16 protein-coding genes are annotated in these 19,341 nt (G+C 64.8%); 9 read left to right on the forward strand and 7 right to left on the reverse strand.

The window, feature by feature from the left end; translation table 11 throughout:
* Nucleotides 1-44 precede the first annotated feature (44 nt).
* Nucleotides 45-209, forward strand: a complete 165-nt coding sequence (locus ACNJYA_RS25750) for a Flp family type IVb pilin (RefSeq protein WP_172784237.1) — start codon at nucleotides 45-47, stop codon at nucleotides 207-209.
* Between the two features lie 228 nt (nucleotides 210-437).
* Nucleotides 438-854: a hypothetical protein gene (locus ACNJYA_RS25755; RefSeq protein ID WP_439363709.1), complete on the forward strand. Its 417-nt coding sequence runs from the start codon at nucleotides 438-440 to the stop codon at nucleotides 852-854.
* 255 nt (nucleotides 855-1,109) lie between these two features.
* Here the strand turns inward: ACNJYA_RS25755 and ACNJYA_RS25760 are convergent, their stop codons facing one another.
* The 6 genes from ACNJYA_RS25760 to ACNJYA_RS25785 all read right to left on the reverse strand — a co-directional run bounded on the left by ACNJYA_RS25760 (nucleotide 1,110) and on the right by ACNJYA_RS25785 (nucleotide 6,622).
* Nucleotides 1,110-1,415 carry a putative quinol monooxygenase gene (locus ACNJYA_RS25760; RefSeq protein ID WP_172784235.1) on the reverse strand — a complete coding sequence of 102 codons (306 nt, stop codon included), beginning with the start codon at nucleotides 1,413-1,415 and terminating at the stop codon, nucleotides 1,110-1,112.
* A 78-nt stretch (nucleotides 1,416-1,493) separates the two neighbouring features.
* Nucleotides 1,494-2,183, reverse strand: a complete 690-nt coding sequence (locus tag ACNJYA_RS25765) for a type 1 glutamine amidotransferase domain-containing protein (protein ID WP_439363710.1) — start codon at nucleotides 2,181-2,183, stop codon at nucleotides 1,494-1,496.
* A complete protein-coding gene (locus ACNJYA_RS25770; RefSeq protein WP_439400936.1) occupies nucleotides 2,180-2,875 on the reverse strand; it encodes a hypothetical protein in 696 nt (231 codons plus the stop codon). Before ACNJYA_RS25770 ends, ACNJYA_RS25765 begins: the two co-directional genes overlap by 4 nt.
* Nucleotides 2,876-2,883: 8 nt before the next feature.
* Nucleotides 2,884-5,139 (reverse strand): xanthine dehydrogenase family protein molybdopterin-binding subunit, encoded by a 2,256-nt coding sequence (locus ACNJYA_RS25775; RefSeq protein WP_439363712.1) that lies wholly within the window; start codon nucleotides 5,137-5,139, stop codon nucleotides 2,884-2,886.
* 1 nt (nucleotide 5,140) lies between these two features.
* Nucleotides 5,141-5,605: a (2Fe-2S)-binding protein gene (locus ACNJYA_RS25780; RefSeq protein ID WP_439363713.1), complete on the reverse strand. Its 465-nt coding sequence runs from the start codon at nucleotides 5,603-5,605 to the stop codon at nucleotides 5,141-5,143.
* A gap of 81 nt (nucleotides 5,606-5,686) precedes the next feature.
* On the reverse strand, nucleotides 5,687-6,622 hold the full coding sequence (locus tag ACNJYA_RS25785; protein ID WP_439400937.1) for a helix-turn-helix domain-containing protein: 936 nt from the start codon (nucleotides 6,620-6,622) through the stop codon (nucleotides 5,687-5,689).
* Nucleotides 6,623-6,957: 335 nt separating this feature from the next.
* Here ACNJYA_RS25785 and ACNJYA_RS25790 point away from each other — a divergent pair, with 335 nt between their 5' ends.
* The 7 genes from ACNJYA_RS25790 to ACNJYA_RS25820 all read left to right on the forward strand — a co-directional run bounded on the left by ACNJYA_RS25790 (nucleotide 6,958) and on the right by ACNJYA_RS25820 (nucleotide 17,611).
* On the forward strand, nucleotides 6,958-7,713 hold the full coding sequence (locus ACNJYA_RS25790; protein WP_439400938.1) for an alpha/beta fold hydrolase: 756 nt from the start codon (nucleotides 6,958-6,960) through the stop codon (nucleotides 7,711-7,713).
* Nucleotides 7,714-7,768: 55 nt separating this feature from the next.
* Nucleotides 7,769-8,782: an aldo/keto reductase gene (locus ACNJYA_RS25795; protein WP_439363715.1), complete on the forward strand. Its 1,014-nt coding sequence runs from the start codon at nucleotides 7,769-7,771 to the stop codon at nucleotides 8,780-8,782.
* A gap of 94 nt (nucleotides 8,783-8,876) precedes the next feature.
* Nucleotides 8,877-9,710: a VOC family protein gene (locus tag ACNJYA_RS25800; protein WP_439400939.1), complete on the forward strand. Its 834-nt coding sequence runs from the start codon at nucleotides 8,877-8,879 to the stop codon at nucleotides 9,708-9,710.
* A gap of 73 nt (nucleotides 9,711-9,783) precedes the next feature.
* Nucleotides 9,784-10,206, forward strand: coding sequence for a putative quinol monooxygenase (locus tag ACNJYA_RS25805; protein WP_172784227.1), 423 nt, complete (start codon nucleotides 9,784-9,786; stop codon nucleotides 10,204-10,206).
* Between the two features lie 292 nt (nucleotides 10,207-10,498).
* Nucleotides 10,499-13,270, forward strand: coding sequence for a winged helix-turn-helix domain-containing protein (locus ACNJYA_RS25810; protein WP_439363717.1), 2,772 nt, complete (start codon nucleotides 10,499-10,501; stop codon nucleotides 13,268-13,270).
* Between the two features lie 106 nt (nucleotides 13,271-13,376).
* Nucleotides 13,377-15,011 carry a thiamine pyrophosphate-requiring protein gene (locus ACNJYA_RS25815; protein WP_260382933.1) on the forward strand — a complete coding sequence of 545 codons (1,635 nt, stop codon included), beginning with the start codon at nucleotides 13,377-13,379 and terminating at the stop codon, nucleotides 15,009-15,011.
* 104 nt (nucleotides 15,012-15,115) lie between these two features.
* A complete protein-coding gene (locus ACNJYA_RS25820) occupies nucleotides 15,116-17,611 on the forward strand; it encodes a GAF domain-containing protein (protein WP_439363718.1) in 2,496 nt (831 codons plus the stop codon).
* Between the two features lie 3 nt (nucleotides 17,612-17,614).
* Here ACNJYA_RS25820 and ACNJYA_RS25825 read toward each other — a convergent pair whose 3' ends face one another.
* Complete coding sequence (locus ACNJYA_RS25825) at nucleotides 17,615-19,198, reverse strand: MDR family MFS transporter (RefSeq protein ID WP_260382931.1); 1,584 nt, start codon at nucleotides 19,196-19,198, stop codon at nucleotides 17,615-17,617.
* Nucleotides 19,199-19,341 lie beyond the last annotated feature (143 nt).

Raw genomic sequence — 19,341 nt, forward strand, 5'->3', positions numbered from 1 at the left:
TAACGACGCGACCTTCCATCGGATCGGATGAACAGGAGTTGGCTATGCGTCTGGTTAGGTCCTTTCTTGCCGATGAGAATGCCGCGACCGCAATCGAGTACGGTCTGATCGCCGCAGGGATCGCTCTGGCAATCGTGACCATCGTCAACAGCACGGGCGCTGCGCTGCTCAACAACAAGTTCAACTCGGTCAGCACGGCGATGAAGTAACCGCCGGCCAACGGCCTGCGCAGCGGCTGGCCCGTGCCCGCCGGACTTGCGGGCCATGATCTGGGCCAACAGCATCTGTTCCTGGTTCACGACAACACCCCGGATTGCGCTTCGCTCCATCCAGACTACGGCGCTTTGACGGCCCTCTGAGTGCTGATATTCTTCGGCGGAGCGGGCTCGACGAGCCGTGCCGTCAATCGATCAACCAGCGCTGCCGAGAGGAAGCGGATGAGAAACGTGACGCTCCTGGCTCTCGGCCTCATGTTTGTCGTCGCGTGGTCGCAGGACAGCGCGCGAGGCCAGACTTCGGCCGCGCCGCCGGTTTCGCTTGCTCCGCCCGATGCATCGCCGCCACGCCCGGGTGCCGCCAAGCCTGCGCGGGTGACGACGAACAGAGCTCCGCCGGCGGCGTCCAGCAGAGAGCCTTCCGTGATTGGCGGGCCTCAACCGATGCCGAATCCGGCCGCCGACTACGATGGCTTCAGCGTCGGCACCGTCGATGACGTTAACACGGCGAGCCGCGTGGCGCCACCTACGCGTTCACGCGCAGCAAGGGACGCCGGGTCCAATCCAGATGCAAATGGCCTCGATCAGGAAGATGAGGCGTTGAAGCGAAAGCTGATGATCTGCCAGAACTGCAAATAGCAGGGCAATCGCATATGACTTGTGGCGGCGGTCTGCGCGCACGCCTCGTCCTTCGAGACGGCGCTTGCGCGCCTCCTCAGGATGGGGCGAATCAGCATGAGTGCTCGTTGAACCTGCTGCCGCGCACTCCGCCCTCGTCCTGAGGAGCCCGCCTAAAGCGGGCGTCTCGAAGGATGGCAGCGGGGAAAAATTCCCAAAAGCGATAGCCCTACTGCAAATAGGGATGCGGCTACTTCGAAGGTTCGCCGACGCCGTTCACCTGTCTCCAACCTCGAGCGCTTCCAAGACCACGGCCGTCCGATCAGCCAGCTCGGGAATTTTGGCCAGGTAGGCCTGGTAATGCGGCGAGGCTCGGTGAGCTTCGACGGCCGCAACGTCGCGGTACAGCTCGTCGAGAACGTAGCGATCTTCGTTCGATATGTCGCGCCAGACATCCCAACGCAGGTTGCCGGGCTCAGCCCTGGAAGGCGGTGCCATGCCGACAAGCAATGCGCTGAGTTCAGCGGACTTGCCCGGGCGAGCAACCAGGATAGCGGTGATCTTGGATGGCGATTGCGTCATTCGATGGCTCCCCATGAGAGGGTAAGCGCGGCTTCAGATGCCGAGCCCATCCCTCTCGAATTCCACACTTGCGAATCTTCAAATCTTCGCGGCGCTGCTCCTATCCTTGAGGGCGGCCAGCAACTCTTTTCCCAGCGCTCCGGCCGACGCGGGGTTCTGCCCCGTGATGAGCCGGCCATCGACGACGACGTGAGGTTGCCAGTTGGCTACGGACGAGTACTCGGCACCCTCCGCCCTCAACGCATCCTCAAGCTCGTAAGGTACGTCATCGCGGGCGTAGTCGTACTCTTCCTTCTTCGAGAACGACGTGAGCTTCTTGCCGCGCACGAAAGGGACGCCATCGCCAAGGTCAACGCCAAGCAGCGCGCACGGTCCGTGACAGACAGCGGCGACGAGCTTGCCAGTGCTCCAGGCACGCACGATGGCACTCTGGACCGCAGCATTGCGCTGGATGTCCACCATGGGCCCAAGACCGCCGGGCACCAGGATGGCGTCGTAGTCCGCGGCGTCCACCTCGGACAATTTGCGACTGTGATTCAAGCGGCGAAAGGCTTTGCTCGCGAGAAACTCCTTCTGAGCGGCATCTTTCTCGTCGTACGCATCGTAAGGCGTCCACCCCCCGGCCGGGGACGCGAACTCCACTGCGACCCCAGCCTTGTCGAGCACCTCGAAAGGATGGGCGACCTCGGCGAAAAAGAAGCCGGTCTTGCGACTATGCGGACCGATCACGGCTGCGTTGGTGACAATGAAGAGGACATGCTGGGTCACGGTTTTCTCCTTTCGATGACGCTGTGTGTGTGATCGCGCTTCCGCGACGCGGAGAACGCATCAGTTCGGACAGGCTGCCCGGCCGCCCCCCACAAGGCCATGTCCTTGACATGGTCCTCGAAGGTGCCCGGCGGCGTCGAGCGGCCGGCCCCAGGCGCCCAGCCGCGCGGGATGAAGCCACTCAGCGACGCATCGTGCCGCAAGTGCCCGACGAGACCGGCGGCGTCGCGACCGCCATTGCGCTTGGGATCCTTCAACTGCGCGCAGATCTCGGCACCGCTCTTGCCGAACCAGATGAAAGCCACCGGGGCCAGCTGCCAGTCGATGCCGGCGCGCGGCGGCGACGGCGCCGGCTCGTTCGCATGGGTGGAGGTCATGTGACAGGTCGAGCACGGAATGGCTTCCGTGCCGATGCGGCTCTCGCCGCCGTGGATGTTCATGCCATGCGGGCGGGGCTTGGTTTCGCCGGCCGGCGTCCAGATCGGGATGGCCTTGGCGTCGACATGGCAATTGGCACACCGTGGATGTGTCACGACGGCCTCAATCCGCTTCCACGCCTCCAGCCCCTCGGCGCGGCTGACGCTGCCGGGCGGCAGCACGTCCCTGGCGGCCTCGTCCTTGGCTGCGACGATCCCGGTCAGGGCCGCGACGGCCGAAGCTGCCAGGACGAACGCGATCAGAGATCTCTGCATGGCGCGTCTCACACGAAATCGATGAACTTGTTGAACGGCATTTCGCGGATGCGCTTTCCGGTCGCCGCGAAGATCGCGTTGGCGAGCGCTGGCGCGGCGGGTGGCACCGGCGGCTCTCCGACGCCCCTCACCTTAGGGTCGTTCTCGAGCCCGCGAACTTCGATGACCGGGCATTGGTAGATCCGCATCGCCTCATGGTGGTTATAGTTGGTCTGCTGCGCCGCGCCTTTTGAATAAGTGAGCTCGCAATTGATGGCGTGGCCCAGTCCCCAGACGACGCCACCCTGCACCTGGTTCTCGAAATTCACGGGATCGACGACCTTGCCGACGTCGACCGCGACCCAGACCTTGTCGATCCTGATGCCGCGGTCCGTCGCCGTCACCTCGACGACCTCGGCGACCGGTGTCCCGAACGACTCGACGAAAGCGACGCCGCGGCCACGACCGTTCCCGAGCGGTCCCTTCCAGTCCGACATCTGCGCGACGGTCTCCAGCACCTTGCGATAATGCGGCACGGTGCACATCGCGATGCGCGCCTTCATCGGATCTAGACCCGCCACATGGATCAATTCGTCGATGAAGCTCTCGGTGAAGAAACCGGATGTCGACGCGCCGACCGAGCGCCATGTGGTGCTTGGCGACAAGCCCTGCGCCTCGTAGCTGGTGGCCCGGAAATTGGGAATGTCGTAGTAGACGTTCCACAGGCCGGCGGCCAATTGCCCATCCGGATCCTTCGAGGGCGTGCCCGAACGCTCGAGCAGTCCCTTGAGCGGCGCCGTCGAGGCCAGCTGCAGGTCGGCAGCGAGAATCTTGCCCTTGTCGATGCTGCCGCGGTGCCGGGCGATCGCGATCTGCCGCGGAATGTCCTGGAGGAAATCCTCTTCGCGCGAGAACACGAGCTTGATCGGCGTGCCCTTCATCTGATTGGCGATCTCGGCGAGAACGCGGACGTTCTCGTACTCGAGACGGTGGCCAAAGCTTCCGCCGGTCCACTGATTGTGGAAGGTGATCTGTTCCGGCTTGAGGCCGATCGCAGTCGCCGCGACCCATTGCACGAAGCGTGGGCTCTGATGGCCGACCCAGATCTCCATGCCCTTGTCGGTGACGAGGCCGATCCCGTTGAGCGGCTCGAGCGGCTGATGCGCCACATAGGGCGCGCGATATTCGGCTTCGACGAGCCTGCCGGTCTTCAGGCCGGTGTCAATATCGCCGATCTTCCGCCACTCCTTGCCGAGAAACTCGGGCTTGAAGGAGGATTCCAGAACCTTCCAATGGTCGGCCTGCTCGGCGGGATAGGCCGAAGGCGCCCACTCGCAAGCGATGGCGTCGACCGCCCTCATCGCGTACCAGCTGTTCGTGGCGATCACCGCGACGCCGTTCTTGATTTCGAGGATCTTCCTGACCCCCGGCACCGACTGCGCCTTGCTGGCGTCGTACGATTTCAGCGGCTGCCCCTTATTGGGATTCAGCTTGACGGACGCGTACAGCATGCCGTCCGTTTTCAGGTCGATGCCGAACTTCAGCTCGCCCATCACCTTCGCGCGGACGTCGAGCCGCATCATCGGCTTGCCGAGCATGCGCCAGCTGGACGGATCGCGCGGCTGCGCATCGAGCACCGGCGGAATTTTCGATGCCTCCGCCGCGAGTGCGACATAGGCGATCTTGGTCCCGTTGGGCAGGATCACATGGCCTGATTGCGTGCGAAGGTCGGCCACCGCGACGCCCGAACGTCTGGCCGCGGCGGCCTTGAGCGTCTCGCGCGCGACCGCACCGGCGACGCGCAGCTTTTGATACGTGTCCGGAATCGAGCTCGATCCACCCGTCATTTGCAGGCCGGACTTGCGCAGCCATTCGAGCGTGGCCGCGCGCGCCTCCTCCGCAGCAGGGCTTTGGTCCGCGGCCACGAACGGCGCGAACTCGTCGGCGAAGCCCGTGTTGAAATAGGCGGGGCTTGGCTCAGCGAACCGGATTTCGAACTGGCCGGGGTCGAGATCCATCTCTTCGGCGATCATGATCGGCTGCACCGAGCCGACACCCTGGCCGATGTCGGCGTGTTGCGCGATCAGCGTGATCTTGTCGGGGCTGATCTCGACCCATGGATTGAAGGTCACCGAATTCGGGCCGAGGCCGGCGGCCAGCGGATTGCCCTCAGTGCTCGGCGCGGCCGCTTCGGCCCGACCATAGGTACCGAACGCGATGCCGCCGGCGACGGCAGCGGAGCCGAAAACGAAAGCCCGACGCGAAAAGGCCTGCATCTGGCCCATCTCACTTCTCCGCCATCTTGTTGGCCGCAGCCGCATGGATCGCCGCACGAATCCGCGGATAGGTGCCGCAGCGGCAGAGATTGCCGGACATCACCTGATTGATCTGCTCGTCCGTCGGTTTGGGGATCGATGCAAGAAGCGAGATGGCCTGCATGATCTGGCCGGTCTGGCAGTAGCCGCATTGCGGCACCTGGTGCGCGATCCAGGCCTGCAAGACGGGGTTCTGCTCCTTGTTGTGCAGTCCTTCGAGCGTGACGACCGATTTGCCCGCGATCTCGCCGATATGGGACTGGCAGGACCGCACCGCCCTGCCGTCGATGTGAACGGTGCAGGCACCGCATTGCGCGACCCCGCAGCCGTATTTGGCACTGGTGATGCCGAGCTCGTCACGCAGCACCCACAACAGGGGCATCTCGGGAACGACGTCGACCTGGCGCTTGATCCCGTTCACCGTGAGCTCGATCATATCGATGTGTCCTTCGCCTGCCTGGTCGCCGCAACAGCACTGCCCGATGCACGTTGAGCCGTATTCCCGAATCCTGCTGGATCATGCGCAATCCCTGCGAAATGGCTTTTCGACGTAATCGGGTTTCACCTCGGCCTGGCCGCAGCACAATTCGCGATACTGCCCCGGCGTGATATTTGCGGCCTTGCGGAATACTCGCGTGAAATTGGCCTGCGAGCCGAAACCGAACTCCAGGGCAATCTCGACCAGGGACAGGCGGTCACGGGCGAGCTCCTGTCGCGCGGCGTGGACGCGGCGATCGGTGACGTAACGGTGCGGTGACAGTCCGGTCGCTTCGCGAAACAGCCGGGAGAAATGATAGGGGCTGAGGCAGGCCTGAGCCGCCAGATCCTCGAGCCTGACATCGTTGCCGAGAGAAGCCTCGATATAGTCCAGCACGCGCTGGAGGCGCCGCGGGTCGAGCGCCGGCGACTTGTCGGGCGCGCGCCAACGGTCGATCGTGTAATTGCCCAGAAGATGCGCCGCGAGGGCGACCTGGATCCCCTCGACGAACAGCGCGTCGGTCGGCTGGCGCGGTCGATGGAGCAGATCGCGAAGCGGCGAGCAGATGTGGAAGAGCACCTGGTCCGGCAGGCCGTGGGCGTAGGCGATCTCGACCTTCGCCGGATCGATGTCGAAATCCGCAAGTGCGCTGTGGTCGAGCAACGCCGGCGGCAGATAGAGATGAAGACATTCCATGCGGTCGGAAAGCTCGAGATGGCTCTCCTGCGTCCCTACAGGCACGAGATAACTCATCCCCGGACGTGCGAGGCTTTTCTGGACTTCGCCGTTGCCGGCGCGGCACACCATCCCGCCGCCCGACAGCAGCATGATGAGCTCGGTGCAGATGGGAACGGGCGTTGCCTGACGGCCCGCCTCGAACTTGCGATGCTCGATGCTCAGCCCCGGCCAATCATTGGCCTCCGCGAGCTTCTCGCTGTTCTTGTATTTCTCATCTCCATGCGTCACGAGCGCCATCACGACCTCCGCTTCATTGCGGCGAATCCCGGCCCCGTATCGCGCGAGCGATCATTCCATCCGGTGGTGAGTTGCAGCCCCGGTCACTGCCACGCCGATCGCGAATTACTCACAAGCCGCGCCAGCGAAGTCCAGAGGCGGCGCGGTTAAAAGAGGTAAAAGCCAGGCAAGGCAAAGGCTTGGAGCCGGGCGTGTTCGGCTTCGAAAGCTGATCTCGGCGCACCTCAGCAAGATGCGTACGTCATCGCGCAGGAATCGGAAATACCGCAATGCGGGCGTGCGCTAGTGAAAGGCGCATCAACGGCAATGTCGCCGTATCGAGATCGGAGCCTGTTATGAAGACGCTTATCTTTGCGCTTGCTGCAATGTCGATTGCAACGGCCTCCACCGCGGTCGCGGCCGAGAGGACCGTCTCCATCGTCCTCGTCCACGGCGCCTTCGTCGACGGATCGGGCTGGAAGGACACCTACGACATTCTCTCGAAAGCGGGCTATGAGGTGCTCGTCGTCCAGCAGCCGACGATCTCGCTTCGTGACGATGTCGCGGAGACCGAGCGCGTGATTGCCAGGGCGCGGCATCCGGTCATTCTCGTCGGGCATTCCTATGGTGGAATGGTCATCACGGAAGCCGGCGACAATCCGAAGGTTCGCAGCCTGGTCTATCTCGCGGCATATGCTCCCGATGTCGGGGAGTCGGTCGCCACGCTGTCGGAAGCACCCGTGCCGCCCGGCGAGCACAAGGGTCCCTTGGTCACCGAGGGCAATTATCTCTTCGTCGAGCGCGATAAATTCCCGACCTCCTTCGCCGCCGGTGTCGACCCGGCCACGACCCGCTTCATGGCTGCGGCGCAATTGCCGTTTGGATTGCAGGCGGTGCAGACCAAGGTCGAGCGCGTGGCCTGGAAGACGAAGCCGACCTATTACATGGTGACGATGGAGGATCACATTATCCCTCCGAGCTTGCTGCGCACCATGGCCAAGCGATCGGGCGCGAAGGTGACGGAGATCAAAAGCAGCCACGCAGTGATGCTGTCGCATCCGCGCGAGGTCGCGGCCTTCATCAGAAGCGCAGATACGTCCGCGACCGACTGAGATCGGCTGCGCCGCACACCGACGGACTTTCCTGCCGCAGACAAGGACTCGCAACATGGCCCTGAAGGATATTCTGCCGGGAAAACTGGGGTTCGGCGCAGCGCCGCTCGGCAACATGTTCCGCGACATCCCGGAGCAGGAAGCACTCGCGACGGTGAATGCGGCCTGGGACGACGGCATCCGCTATTTCGACACCGCGCCGTTCTACGGCGCGGGTCTTGCCGAGATCCGCATCGGCGCCGCGCTCGCCGGCCGGCCGCGCAGCGACTATGTCGTCAGCACCAAGGTCGGCCGCCTGATCCTGGACGAGATCGAGGATGTCGATGCCCGCGATCTCGGCGAGAAGGGTGGCGTCTTCAGACACGGACGCCCGAACCGGATCGTGAACGACTATTCCCGGGACGGAACGTTGCGCTCCATCGAGGACAGCCTGAAGCGGCTCGCGATCTCCCACATCGACGTCGCCTTCGTGCACGACGTTGCGCAGGATTTCTACGGTGACGAGTGGCTCTCGGTGTTCGAAAGCGCCCGCAAGGGCGCCTTTAGAGCGCTCGACCGGCTGCGCGACGAGGGCGTGATCAAGGCGTGGGGACTCGGTGTCAACCGGGTCGAGCCGATCGAGCTGCTGCTCGCGCTCGACGAGCCGCGCCCCGACGGCTTTCTGCTGGCGGGCCGATACACGCTGCTCGACCACGCAAGGGCGCTGCAGCGGGTGATGCCGGTGGTCGCGGAGCACGAGCTCGCGATCGTCGTCGGCGGACCCTACAGTTCCGGCGCACTCGTTGGCGGCCCGAACTTCGAATATGCGCCGGCGCCTCCCGAAATCCTCCAGAAGGTGGCGCGGATCAAAGCGATCGCAGACCGCTATGGCATCAGCATGAAGGCGGCCGGCCTGCAGTTCGCGCTCGCCCATCCGGTGGTCGCGGCCGTCATTCCCGGTGCGAGCCGCCCGGGCCGCATCGCCGAGGATCGCGCTGCGCTCGAGGAGGCCATCCCGGCGGACTTCTGGCGCGAGCTCCGCGCCGAGGGGCTGGTCAGCCCCGCAGCCCCGCTTCCCGTCGCCGATTGAAAGCCCGAGGGCGCGGCAGGTTTACCCCGGCCGAGCACCGCTCCGGCCGGCAGGACAACGCAGACCAATCCACCGAACGACCAAGGAGAGCGACATGACAGATGAAGCCGACAACGCCACCGCCATGGATCGCCGCGCCCTGCTCCAGACCGCCGGCGCAGCCGTCGTCACGGGCCTCGTCGCCGGCACGGCAATCGACGCACGGGCCGCGACACAGGACGCCGAGCGCGACGAGGCGCCGCTCGGCGCGCGGCTCCAGGGCGTCCAGCATTTCGGGCTGACGGTCCAGAACATGGAACGGGCCTACCAGTTCTACACGGAGGTGCTTGGCGGCACCGAGGTGTTCCGGCACGGCGACTTCCAGGGCGACGGGGTGCAGAACACGCTGCTGGCCGACCAGGAGATCGAGGCGAACGCACGCGGGGTCAATCCGCGAACCATCGGCGTGCCCGACTTGCGAAGCGGAGCACAGCGGCTCGATGTCCGCTTCATCCAGTTCGACAACATGGTGCTGGAGCTGCTGCAATATCGCGAGGCTGATCAGCCCATGGGCAGCGCGAAGAGCTTCGCCGAACCGGTGGAGCACATGAGCCCTGCTTTCCCGCGCATGATGCATATCTGCTTCTATGTTCGCGACGATGTCGACTTCAACAAGTTCATTGCCGATCTCGAAGCGGAATCGGCACGCCGCGGCATGACGCAGGTGAGAGCGAACCGCACGGTCCGCGTCATAACGGAAGCGGATCGCAAGGCCGCTCCCCGCAGCAGCAACACGAACCGGGTGACCGCCGAACCCTCGAACGGTTGGGAGCTGATCTACTGCAAGGGACCGGAGGGCGAGCAGCTCAAGTTCGTCAAGGCGCTCGGTCCCGTCAAGAAGCGCTTCAGCGAGGCCTTGGCAAAACGGCAACAGACCATCGTGCGCTAGACTCTCGTGCGGGGCGGCGGTCAGTGCCTTAGCAGGTCACCCGGCGATACAGTCACATCTCGAGGACTTCACCATGCAAACTCTCGTCCGCAACTCGCTTGCCGCCCTGCTGATCGCCGCCGCTACGGCGCCGGCGACGCTTCCGGCCGTGGCTCAGGAAACGCCGCGCGTGCACTATCAGGAGATCCCGGAGGGTGCATATTCCGTGGTGGCGCAGGTGCGCGCCAAGCCTGGAAAAGAAGACATGCTGCGCGCCGCCACCTTGCCGCTGATCGACCTGGTCCGCAGCGATCCCAAGAACCTGGTCTATTTCCTTCAGGAAGACCGCGCCAAGCCCGGCCACTTCATCTTTTACGAAGTGTTCGCCAGCCAGGCCGATTTCGACGCGCACAACGCGATGCCTTATGTGAAGGATTGGTTCGCCAAGCTTCCGGAACTTGCCGACGGCGGTGTCGAAATCATGCGCATGGCCATGCTTGGCAAGCCCAAGAAATAGCCGAACTGTCCCGCGCGAGCGCTTTGCCGCAATTGCCCTGCGGCAAATCGTACGAATTCGGAACCGCTCTCTTCAAAATTATTGCAGTGCATGATAATTACGGTCGATCGGTTCGATCGATTGGCAATGAGCAATGCGGGCTGCCACGGAGATACGACAACGGGGCACAGACCGGCGGGAGCTCACCTACTGCTTCGGCCCTTTTCGACTCGTTCCCCGCCGCCAGTTGCTTCTTCTCAAAGGGCGCCCCGTCAAGCTGGGTGGACGCGCATTCGAGCTTTTGCAGCTGCTGGTGCAACGCTGCGGCGAGCTGGTCAGCAAGAATGAGCTGATGGCGGCCGCCTGGCCGGGCACCTTCCTCCACGACAGCAATCTCAAGGTCAACATGTGGAGCTTGCGGCGTTCGCTGGGAGATACCCAGATCGAGCCCGTCTACATCGCGACCGTGGCACGCCGCGGATACAAGTTCATCGCGGAGGTGCAGATCAGCATCGGCGAGGTCGAGGACGATCTTGCGCTCGCCGAACCGCTCCCCTCGTCCAGTCCGCCAATGCTGCGCGGCATCGTCGGTCGTGAAGCGGAAATCGACGAAATCACGGGTCTGTTGACCGGCAACAGGCATGTGACTCTGGTTGGCGCAGGAGGAATCGGCAAGACGACGGTTGCCCTGGCTGTAGCCCAGGCATTTTCGCCACAGTGCCGCGACGGCGTGTGCTTCGTCGATCTCGCAACGATCTCCGACCCGACGCTGTTCGGCGCCGCTCTGGTGACGGCCCTCGGCATCAGGGGCAATCCGGACAACAGCCTGGCTGCGGCCATCGACTATCTGAGACCGCGGCAGATGCTGGTCATTCTGGACAATTGCGAGCACGTCCTGCCGGCCACGACGATCTTCGCCGGCAGGTTCATGGCGGACACATCGCCGTCCAGGCTGCTTGCGACGAGCCGAGAACCGCTCGGCACCGCCACCGAGCATGTCGTCCGGCTCGGCTCGCTGGTCTCACCAAGACCCGGCCACGCCCTGACCGCCGATCAAGCCGTCAGGTTTCCGGCAGTGCAGCTGTTCGTCAGCCGCGCCGCCGAATGGGCGGACTACCAATTCGTCGACGATGATTGCGAGGCCGTCGCCGCAATCTGCCACTCGCTCGACGGCCTCCCGCTGGCCATCGAATTGGCGGCAGCCCAAATCGGCAGGTTCAATCCTCGCCAATTGGTGGAGTTACTCGACCAGAATCTGGGTTTCCGTGCCCCCGCCGCCGATGGCGCGCCGCCGCGCCATGAAACGCTGATGGCGACGATCGACTGGAGCTTCAGGCTGTTGTCGCAGCGGGAAGCCAGACTGTTCGGCCTGCTCTCGGTGTTCAGTGATGCGTTCGAGGTTGAGGACGCGGTCTTCGTCGCCGAGGCGGCAGGACTCACGCCGGTCGACGTCGTCACCGGCCTTGGCAGTCTCGTTGCCAAGTCGCTCTTGAGCGCGCAGGCACATGGCGCGAGCCTTCGCTATCGCCTGCTCGACAGCACGTGCCGCTACGCGGGCGAGCGGCGCCGGGCCGATCCGGCCTGCGACCAGGCGCTGCGCCGTCATGCGCAACGTGTCCTCACGCTGTTCGAGCAGTCCGAGGAGGAGTGGAAATGGCGCGAGCCGGCCGATTGGACACAGCGTTACCTTGGCCGCATCGCCGATTTGCGCGCAGCTCTTTCATGGGCATTCGGCGAGCACGGCGATCCCGTGCTCGGGATCAGGCTCACGGTTGCGGCGATCACCTTGTGGTCGGAAACGTCGATCCTGTCGGAAGCGCAGGCGCGGTTGGCGGATGCGCTCGCATTGGCCAAGACCGTCCCGTGCGACGATCTGTCGAAGACAAAACTCGCCTGCGCCCTTGGATGGAGCCTATTCTACGCCCGCAAAATGTCGAACGAGAACGAGATTGCCTGGCTCGATGCCATCCTCTTTGCAAGGCGGGCCGGCAACATCGAATATCAGCAGCGGGCGCTGGTCGGCTTCGGCTTCTACCTGTTGCAGATTGGCGAGGTGCCGCGCGCCACGACTTATCTCGAGGAAGCAACGGAGCTTGCCGACCGCGACCGCGACCTCACGGCAACGTCCGAAGCCGATCGGGCACTCGCCTGGGCCCGCGCTTTTGCCGGCGAGTTGAGCAAGAGCCGCCCGGTTCTTGATCGCCTCGCAGCGACTTATTCGCTGGCAGAGAGCCGTTCGCGCAAGGATGCGAACGAAGTCTACCGGTTCATCACCGTCCGCTTCAACCTGCCTTTCGTGGCGTGGATGCAAGGACAAGCCGACTACGCGGCGAGGCTGGCCAAGGACGCCGTCGACGCCGCTGATCGCAGTGGCCATTGGGTGTCGCAGTCGAACGCACTCGGGCTCGCCGCACTTCCCGTCGCGCTCGAAACCGGCAATCTGGACGCGCTCGCAGGCTACACTGAGCGACTGCGCCGCAACCTTGAACGCGAGCGCATCTCACGCTGGGTTCCGGTCGAGCGCTATTTCTCCGCCTGCCTTCGCGACCTCAGGGGCGATCCACGCGCGGTGGAGGAAATTCGCGGTGCGATCGACGAGCTGATCGAATGCCGGTTCTTGATGCGGATCGGCAGCTATCTTGCGGTCCTCGCCCGCGTCTATCTGAAGCAGGGACAGATAGCCGAAGCGCGCCAGGCCATCACCCGGGCGATCGAGCATCAGGAACGCCAGGGCGAGCGCTGGTGCCGCGCGGAGCTCCAGCGGGTTGACGCCGCGATCCTTCTCCAGGCGGGCGAGCCGCTGCGCGCCGAAAAGCGGCTGCAGCAAGCACTGGCCGAAGCGCGCGCAATCGGCGCGATGACATTCCAGTTGCGGATCGCGACCGATCTCGCGGCACACTGGATCGCGACCGGCCGCAGATCCAAGGCTGTCCGGTTGCTCACGCCGATCTATGGCGAGTTCACCGAGGGCTTCGAGACGCCGGATCTGCTTGCGGCCACGCATCTGCTGCAGCGCGTGCGGCCCACCGCGCGCGGCTACGGCGACCATCACAGGATGGAGCCGGTGCACGCTCGCGACGCATAGCTGGCCTACCGCCACGCTCGCCGCGCGCGCTTTACGCTTCCGGAAATTCCTGATCCTCTCTTCGCAACAAGCCGGATCAACCGGCCTTGCCAGGGAGAGAGACGCCATGAAGCTCGGCACCGCCATTGCGGAAATCATGAGGCGCGAGGGCATCGAGATCCTCTGCGGCTATCCGGTCAACCATCTGATCGAGCACGCGGCCAAGGCCGAGATCCGGCCCGTGATGGTGCGGCAGGAGCGCGTCGGCATCCACATGGCGGACGCGATCTCGCGGGTGACGTCGGGGCGCAGCATCGGCGCCTTCTGCATGCAGCACGGGCCGGGCGCGGAGAATGCGATGGGCGGCGTCGCGCAATGCTTCGGCGAATCGGTCCCCGTGCTGGTGCTGCCGATGGGCTATCAGCGCAGGCTGGCGCATATCGAGCCGAACTTCAATTCCAGCGAGGCGATGAAGCCGTTCGCGAAATCGTCCGAGCCGATCGTCCTCGCGACCGAAGTCGCCAACATCTTCCGCCGCGCCTTCACCAAGCTGAAGAACGGCCGCGGCGGACCCGTGATCGTCGAGATCCCCTCGGACATGTGGAACGAGGAGGTGCCGGAGCCGCTGAACTACACGCCGGTGCTGCGCACCCGCTACGGCGCCGACCCCGTTCACGTCAAGGACGCCGCCGGCCTGCTGGTGAATGCAAAACGGCCGGTGATCTATGCCGGCCAGGGCGTGCATTATGCGCAGGCCTGGCCGCAGCTGAAACGGCTCGCCGAGCGGCTGGCGATCCCCGTCACCACGAGCTTAGGGGGCAAATCATCGTTTCCGGAGACGCATCCGCTGTCGCTCGGCTCCGGCGGCCTCGCAGTGCCGCGCGCGGTGCCGAAGTTTCTGGCCGAGGCCGACGTCATCTTCGGCATCGGCTGCTCCTTCACCGAGACCAATTTCGGCATCGCGATGCCGAAGGGCAAGACCATCATTCATTCGACGCTCGATCCCAATCATCTCAACAAGGATGTGGAAGCGAAGATCGGTCTGGTCGGCGATGCCGGCCTCGTGCTCGACGCGCTGCTGGAGGAGATCGGCAAGACCGTCACTGCGGATCGCGATGCATCGGCAATCGCGGCCGAGATCGCGGCCTCGCACAAGGAATGGTTGGCGAAATGGATGCCGAAGCTGACCAGCAATGACGCGCCGCTCAGCCCCTATCGCGTGCTGTGGGACTTGCAGCACACCGTGGATATCGAGAATACGATCATCACCCACGATGCCGGCAGTCCGCGCGACCAGCTCTCGCCGTTCTGGAAAGCAGTAAAGCCCCTCACCTATCTCGGCTGGGGCAAGACGACGCAGCTCGGCTATGGCCTCGGTCTTGCGATGGGCGCCAAGCTGGCAAGGCCCGACAAGCTCTGCATCAACGTCTGGGGCGATGCTGCGATCGGCTTCACCGGCATGGATTTCGAGACCGCGGTGCGCGAGCGCATCCCGATCATGTCGATCCTGCTCAACAATTTCTCGATGGCGATCGAGCTGAAGGTGATGCCGATCTCGACCGAAAAATATCGCTCGACCGACATCTCCGGCGACTACGCCGCGATGGCACGCGCCTTCGGCGGCCATGGCGAGCGGGTGACGCGGCCGGAGGACATCGTGCCCGCGATCAAGCGCGGCATCCAGAAGACGAGGGAGGGCGTCCCGGTGCTGCTGGAGTTCATCACAGCCAAGGAGACCGAGGTGTCGCGGCCGGGGACGTGAGGCGGGCCGGTGCGGGGCATGGCTGCGAGCGCTGGCTCCGGCCGCGAAAGATGTGATAATCCGGCCCGGTGCCGCGCACGTCGCGGCATCAAGCTGGGTGAGGAATGACCACGCTTTCGCACGACATCGAGGAACTCGAACGCCAATTGCAGTTGGCCGCGGCCGAGAATGCGCAGCTACGCGCTGAGCTTGCGACTGCGCGGGATCGCCAGAGCGCCAGCGCCGAGATCCTGCGCACCATCGCGGCATCGCCGTCCGATGCGCGGCCGGTCTTTGCGGCGGTCGCCTCCAGCGCGAAGCGCCTGCTCGGCGGCTTCTCCGCCACCGTGCTTCAGTTCATCGGCGACGAACTGCACCTCGTGGCGTTCACGCCGACCAGCCCGGAGGCGGACGCAGGGCTGAAGGCGTCGTTCCCGCGCAAGATCACGGACTTCCCGACTTTTGCCCTCGTGCGCGAGGGCGAGACGATCCAGTTTCCCGACAGCGAGGCTGCCGACGTTCCGGAACTGAACCGGGAGCTGGCGCGGCTGCGCGGCTTCCGCAGTGTGCTGTTCATGCCGCTGATGAACCGGGGCGCGCCGGTCGGCATGATCAGCGTCACGCGCGCCGTAACGGGCGCATTCGCGCCCGACCTGGTCCAGCTGCTGCAGACCTTCGCCGACCAGGCCGTGATCGCGATCGAGAATGCACGCCTGTTCAACGAGACGAGAGAGGCGCTCGAACGCCAGACCGCGACGGCCGACATCCTGAAGGTGATGGCGGCCTCCCCGTCCGACGTGCAGCCGGTGTTCGAGGCGATCGCGACCAATGCCAACCGGCTGATCGGCGGCTTCTCCACCGCGGTGCTGCGCTATATCGACGGCGCCGCGCACCTCGCGGCATTCACCCCGACCGATCCGACCGGCGATCGCGTGCTCCAGGCCTCGTTTCCGGTGCGGTTCGCGCAATTCCCGCCCTATCAGCTCGTGGCCAATGGTGCCGCGGCACAATTGCCCGACACCGAGCTCGAGCCCGCCGCGCGCGACATCGCGCGCGCCCGCGGCTATCGCAGCATGCTGTTTACGCCCCTGATGAGCGAAGGCGAGGCCATCGGCATCATCATCGCGACGCGACGCGCGACCGGCAACTTCGCCGAGCATCATGTGCGCCTGCTGCAGACTTTCGCCGACCAGGCCGTGATCGCGATCAAGAATGTCAGCCTGTTCAACGCCACCAGGGAAGCACTTGAACGTCAGACTGCGACTGCCGACATTCTCAAGGTGATCGCGGCTTCACCGTCCGATGTCACGCCGGTGTTCCAGGCCATTTCCGACAGCGCCAAGGCGCTGATCGGAGCGCATTCCTCCACCGTCACCCGCGTCGTCGACGGCATGCTGCATCTGGCCGCCTTCACGACCGACAATGATGCCGGCAATGCGGATCTGCTGAGCTCATTTCCGACACCCTTGTCATCGTCGGGCATTCACAGCCGCGTGGCGACGAGCGGCGAGTTTGCCTTCCGCAGCGACATGCAGAACGAGCCTGGTCTGACCGAGGCCATGAAGGAGCTGGCGCGAACGCGCGGTTATCGCAGCATCCTGGTGGTGCCGATGCTGCGCGACGGCGTTGCGATCGGCACCATCGCCGTGACACGGCGGGAGCCCGGTCATTTCCCGGACAAGGCGATCAACCTGCTCAAGACCTTTGCCGATCAGGCCGTGATCGCGGTCGAGAATACCCGACTGTTCAACGAAGTTGCGACCCGCACCAGCGAGCTCGCCCAATCGCTCGATGATCTGCGCGCCGCGCAGGACCGGCTGATCCAGACCGAGAAGCTGGCATCACTGGGCCAGCTCACGGCCGGCATCGCGCACGAGATCAAGAACCCGCTCAACTTCGTCAACAATTTTGCCTCGCTGTCTGCCGAGCTGACCGAGGAGCTGAACGAGGCGCTCGCGCCGGTCCCCCTCCCCGAGAACGTCCGCAGCGAGGTCGACGAGCTGACGGGGCTTCTGCAGGACAACCTCGGCAAGATCGTGCAGCACGGCCGCCGCGCCGATTCCATCGTCAAGAACATGCTGCTGCATTCGCGCGAAGGCGTCGGCGAGCATGGGCTGAGCGACATCAACGCCCTGGTCGAGGAAAGCCTCAACCTCGCCTATCACGGCGCACGCGCCGAGAAGCCGAATTTCCACGTGACGCTGAAGCGCGAGCTCGATCCCGCGGCCGGACACGCCGAAATGTTTCCGCAGGAGATCACCCGCGTGCTCCTGAACCTGATCTCGAACGGCTTCCACGCGGTCACCCGGCGCAAGGCCGACGGCGCCGCCGGCTACGAGCCGATGGTGACCGCCGCGACGCGCGACCGCGGCGACCAGATCGAGATCTCCATTCGTGACAACGGCACCGGCATTGCCGACGACGTGAAGGAGAAGATGTTCAATCCGTTCTTCACGACCAAGCCGGCCGGCGAAGGCACCGGCCTCGGGCTGTCGATGACCCACGACATCGTCGTGAAGCAGCACGGCGGCACGATCGACGTCGCAACGGAGCTCGGTGCGTTCACGGAGTTCACGATCCGGCTGCCGCGGAAGAGCGGCTTCCCGGACGCAGGCCGCTGAGCCTTACTCGGCCATCTCGACGGGTTGCTTGGCCGAGGGTCCGGCCAGCGGGCGCTCCTCCATCGCGATCAGGCACAGCGCGGCTATCGTCATCAGTGCGGTGGCGGCGCCGAAGACGTAGCGGAACGCATGACGCATGTCGTCGGCGGGAATCGCTACGCTGCCTGCGGCATGGTGCTCGCCGGCGAGCGGGATGTCGGTGCCGAGCGCGATGAGCAGGATCGCGGCGAAGGCCGCCACCGTGAACGAGGACATCAGCGAGCGGAAGAAGTTCATCGCGCCGGTGATGGTGCCGACTTGCGGACGCGCGACCGAGTTCTGCAGCGAGACCACGCAGACCGGGAAAGTCGTGCCGAGACCCAGCGCGAACGCGGCCATCAGCAGCAGCAGCCCCCACAGCGGCAAGGTGGTGACCGTGAGGCCGAGGCCGCACAGCGCGGCCCAGGACGTGCCGATGATGGCGACGCGCTTATAGTGCTTGGCCCGCGCCATGGTGCGGCCGGCGACGGCGGCGCCAACGGTCGAGACTGCCGCGAGCGGGATCAGCGCAAGCCCCGCCTCGCTGGCGCTCAAATGGTAGACCTGCTCGTAATAAAGCGGCAGCTGCACGGTGAGGCCGGTGATCGCACCGAGCCCGCAGCCGCCGGCGGTCAGCGCGAACGGCGCCACCGATCCCGTCAGCAAGGGCAGCGGCAGGAACGGCTCGTCGGCCCGCCGGGCGTGCCACACGAAGCTCACCGCGAGCGCGACGGCGCCGCCCACCATCGCCAGCACCGTCGGCGACAGCCAGGGATAGCGCGTGCCGCCCCAGGTCAGCACCAGCATGAAGACCACGGCGGCGGCCATCAGCAAGACGCCGCCGAGCCAGTCGACCTTGCGCTTGCGATGGAACACCGGGATCTTGCTCATCTTGGGCAGCAGCAATGCGAGCGCTGCGGCCGCAAGCGGCAGGTTGATCCAGAAGATCATCGACCAGTGCAGATGCTCGGCGAACACGCCGCCGATGACCGGGCCGAGGATGCCGCCGACCATCCAGACGCTGGAGAAATAGGCCTGATACTGCCCGCGCTCGCGCGGGCTCACGACGTCGGAGATCACGGTCTGCACCACCGGCATGATGCCGCCGCCACCGAGGCCCTGAAGCCCGCGTGCCAGGATCAGCATCGGCATGTTCGGCGCGATCGCGCACAGCACCGAGCCCGCGACGAACAGGCTGAGCGAGATGATGATCATGACGCGGCGGCCGTAGATGTCGCTGAGCGTCCCGAACACCGGCGCGACCGCGGTCGAGGCGAGCAGATAGGCGGTGATCACCCAGGAGAGATTGGAGACGTCCTGGAACTGGCGTCCGATGGTCGGCAGCGCGGTCGCCACGATGGTCTGGTCGAGGGCTGCCAGGAACATCGTCAGCATCAGGCTGATGACGATGGTGCGGACCTCGTCGGAGCTCAGCGGCACCGGTGGGGCGATCGACGGCGCGTCGTCGACGCTGATGACCTCGCTCGGCAGGCGGGACAGCTCTTCGGCAATATCGTCGGGCAAGGCCTGGATGTCGGCAGAATTGCTCTGCCGGTCGAACTTGTTCATCTCGATCGGACGTCGTGACGCGGCGCAACGCCGCGAAGGATTCGTTCTATGCAGGCAATGTAGAGAGGAAAGTTCTTCCCAGGCAGGCACCGCGGCGCATGGGTGCATCCCGCCGATGCATCCTCGCGGTTCCGGGATCGACA

Source organism: Bradyrhizobium sp. BLXBL-01 (assembly GCF_051853025.1).
GTDB lineage: Bacteria > Pseudomonadota > Alphaproteobacteria > Rhizobiales > Xanthobacteraceae > Bradyrhizobium.

What these genes read in the sequence shown, in the direction of transcription:
- ACNJYA_RS25750 (WP_172784237.1), top strand. Translation starts at nt 45, where the DNA reads ATGCGTCTGGTTAGGTCCTTTCTTGCCGATGAGAATGCCGCGACCGCA.
- ACNJYA_RS25755 (WP_439363709.1), top strand. Translation starts at nt 438, where the DNA reads ATGAGAAACGTGACGCTCCTGGCTCTCGGCCTCATGTTTGTCGTCGCG.
- ACNJYA_RS25760 (WP_172784235.1), bottom strand. Translation starts at nt 1,415, where the DNA reads ATGACGCAATCGCCATCCAAGATCACCGCTATCCTGGTTGCTCGCCCG.
- ACNJYA_RS25770 (WP_439400936.1), bottom strand. Translation starts at nt 2,875, where the DNA reads ATGCAGAGATCTCTGATCGCGTTCGTCCTGGCAGCTTCGGCCGTCGCG.
- ACNJYA_RS25775 (WP_439363712.1), bottom strand. Translation starts at nt 5,139, where the DNA reads ATGGGCCAGATGCAGGCCTTTTCGCGTCGGGCTTTCGTTTTCGGCTCC.
- ACNJYA_RS25780 (WP_439363713.1), bottom strand. Translation starts at nt 5,605, where the DNA reads ATGATCGAGCTCACGGTGAACGGGATCAAGCGCCAGGTCGACGTCGTT.
- ACNJYA_RS25785 (WP_439400937.1), bottom strand. Translation starts at nt 6,622, where the DNA reads ATGGCGCTCGTGACGCATGGAGATGAGAAATACAAGAACAGCGAGAAG.
- ACNJYA_RS25790 (WP_439400938.1), top strand. Translation starts at nt 6,958, where the DNA reads ATGAAGACGCTTATCTTTGCGCTTGCTGCAATGTCGATTGCAACGGCC.
- ACNJYA_RS25795 (WP_439363715.1), top strand. Translation starts at nt 7,769, where the DNA reads ATGGCCCTGAAGGATATTCTGCCGGGAAAACTGGGGTTCGGCGCAGCG.
- ACNJYA_RS25800 (WP_439400939.1), top strand. Translation starts at nt 8,877, where the DNA reads ATGACAGATGAAGCCGACAACGCCACCGCCATGGATCGCCGCGCCCTG.
- ACNJYA_RS25805 (WP_172784227.1), top strand. Translation starts at nt 9,784, where the DNA reads ATGCAAACTCTCGTCCGCAACTCGCTTGCCGCCCTGCTGATCGCCGCC.
- ACNJYA_RS25815 (WP_260382933.1), top strand. Translation starts at nt 13,377, where the DNA reads ATGAAGCTCGGCACCGCCATTGCGGAAATCATGAGGCGCGAGGGCATC.
- ACNJYA_RS25820 (WP_439363718.1), top strand. Translation starts at nt 15,116, where the DNA reads ATGACCACGCTTTCGCACGACATCGAGGAACTCGAACGCCAATTGCAG.
- ACNJYA_RS25825 (WP_260382931.1), bottom strand. Translation starts at nt 19,198, where the DNA reads ATGAACAAGTTCGACCGGCAGAGCAATTCTGCCGACATCCAGGCCTTG.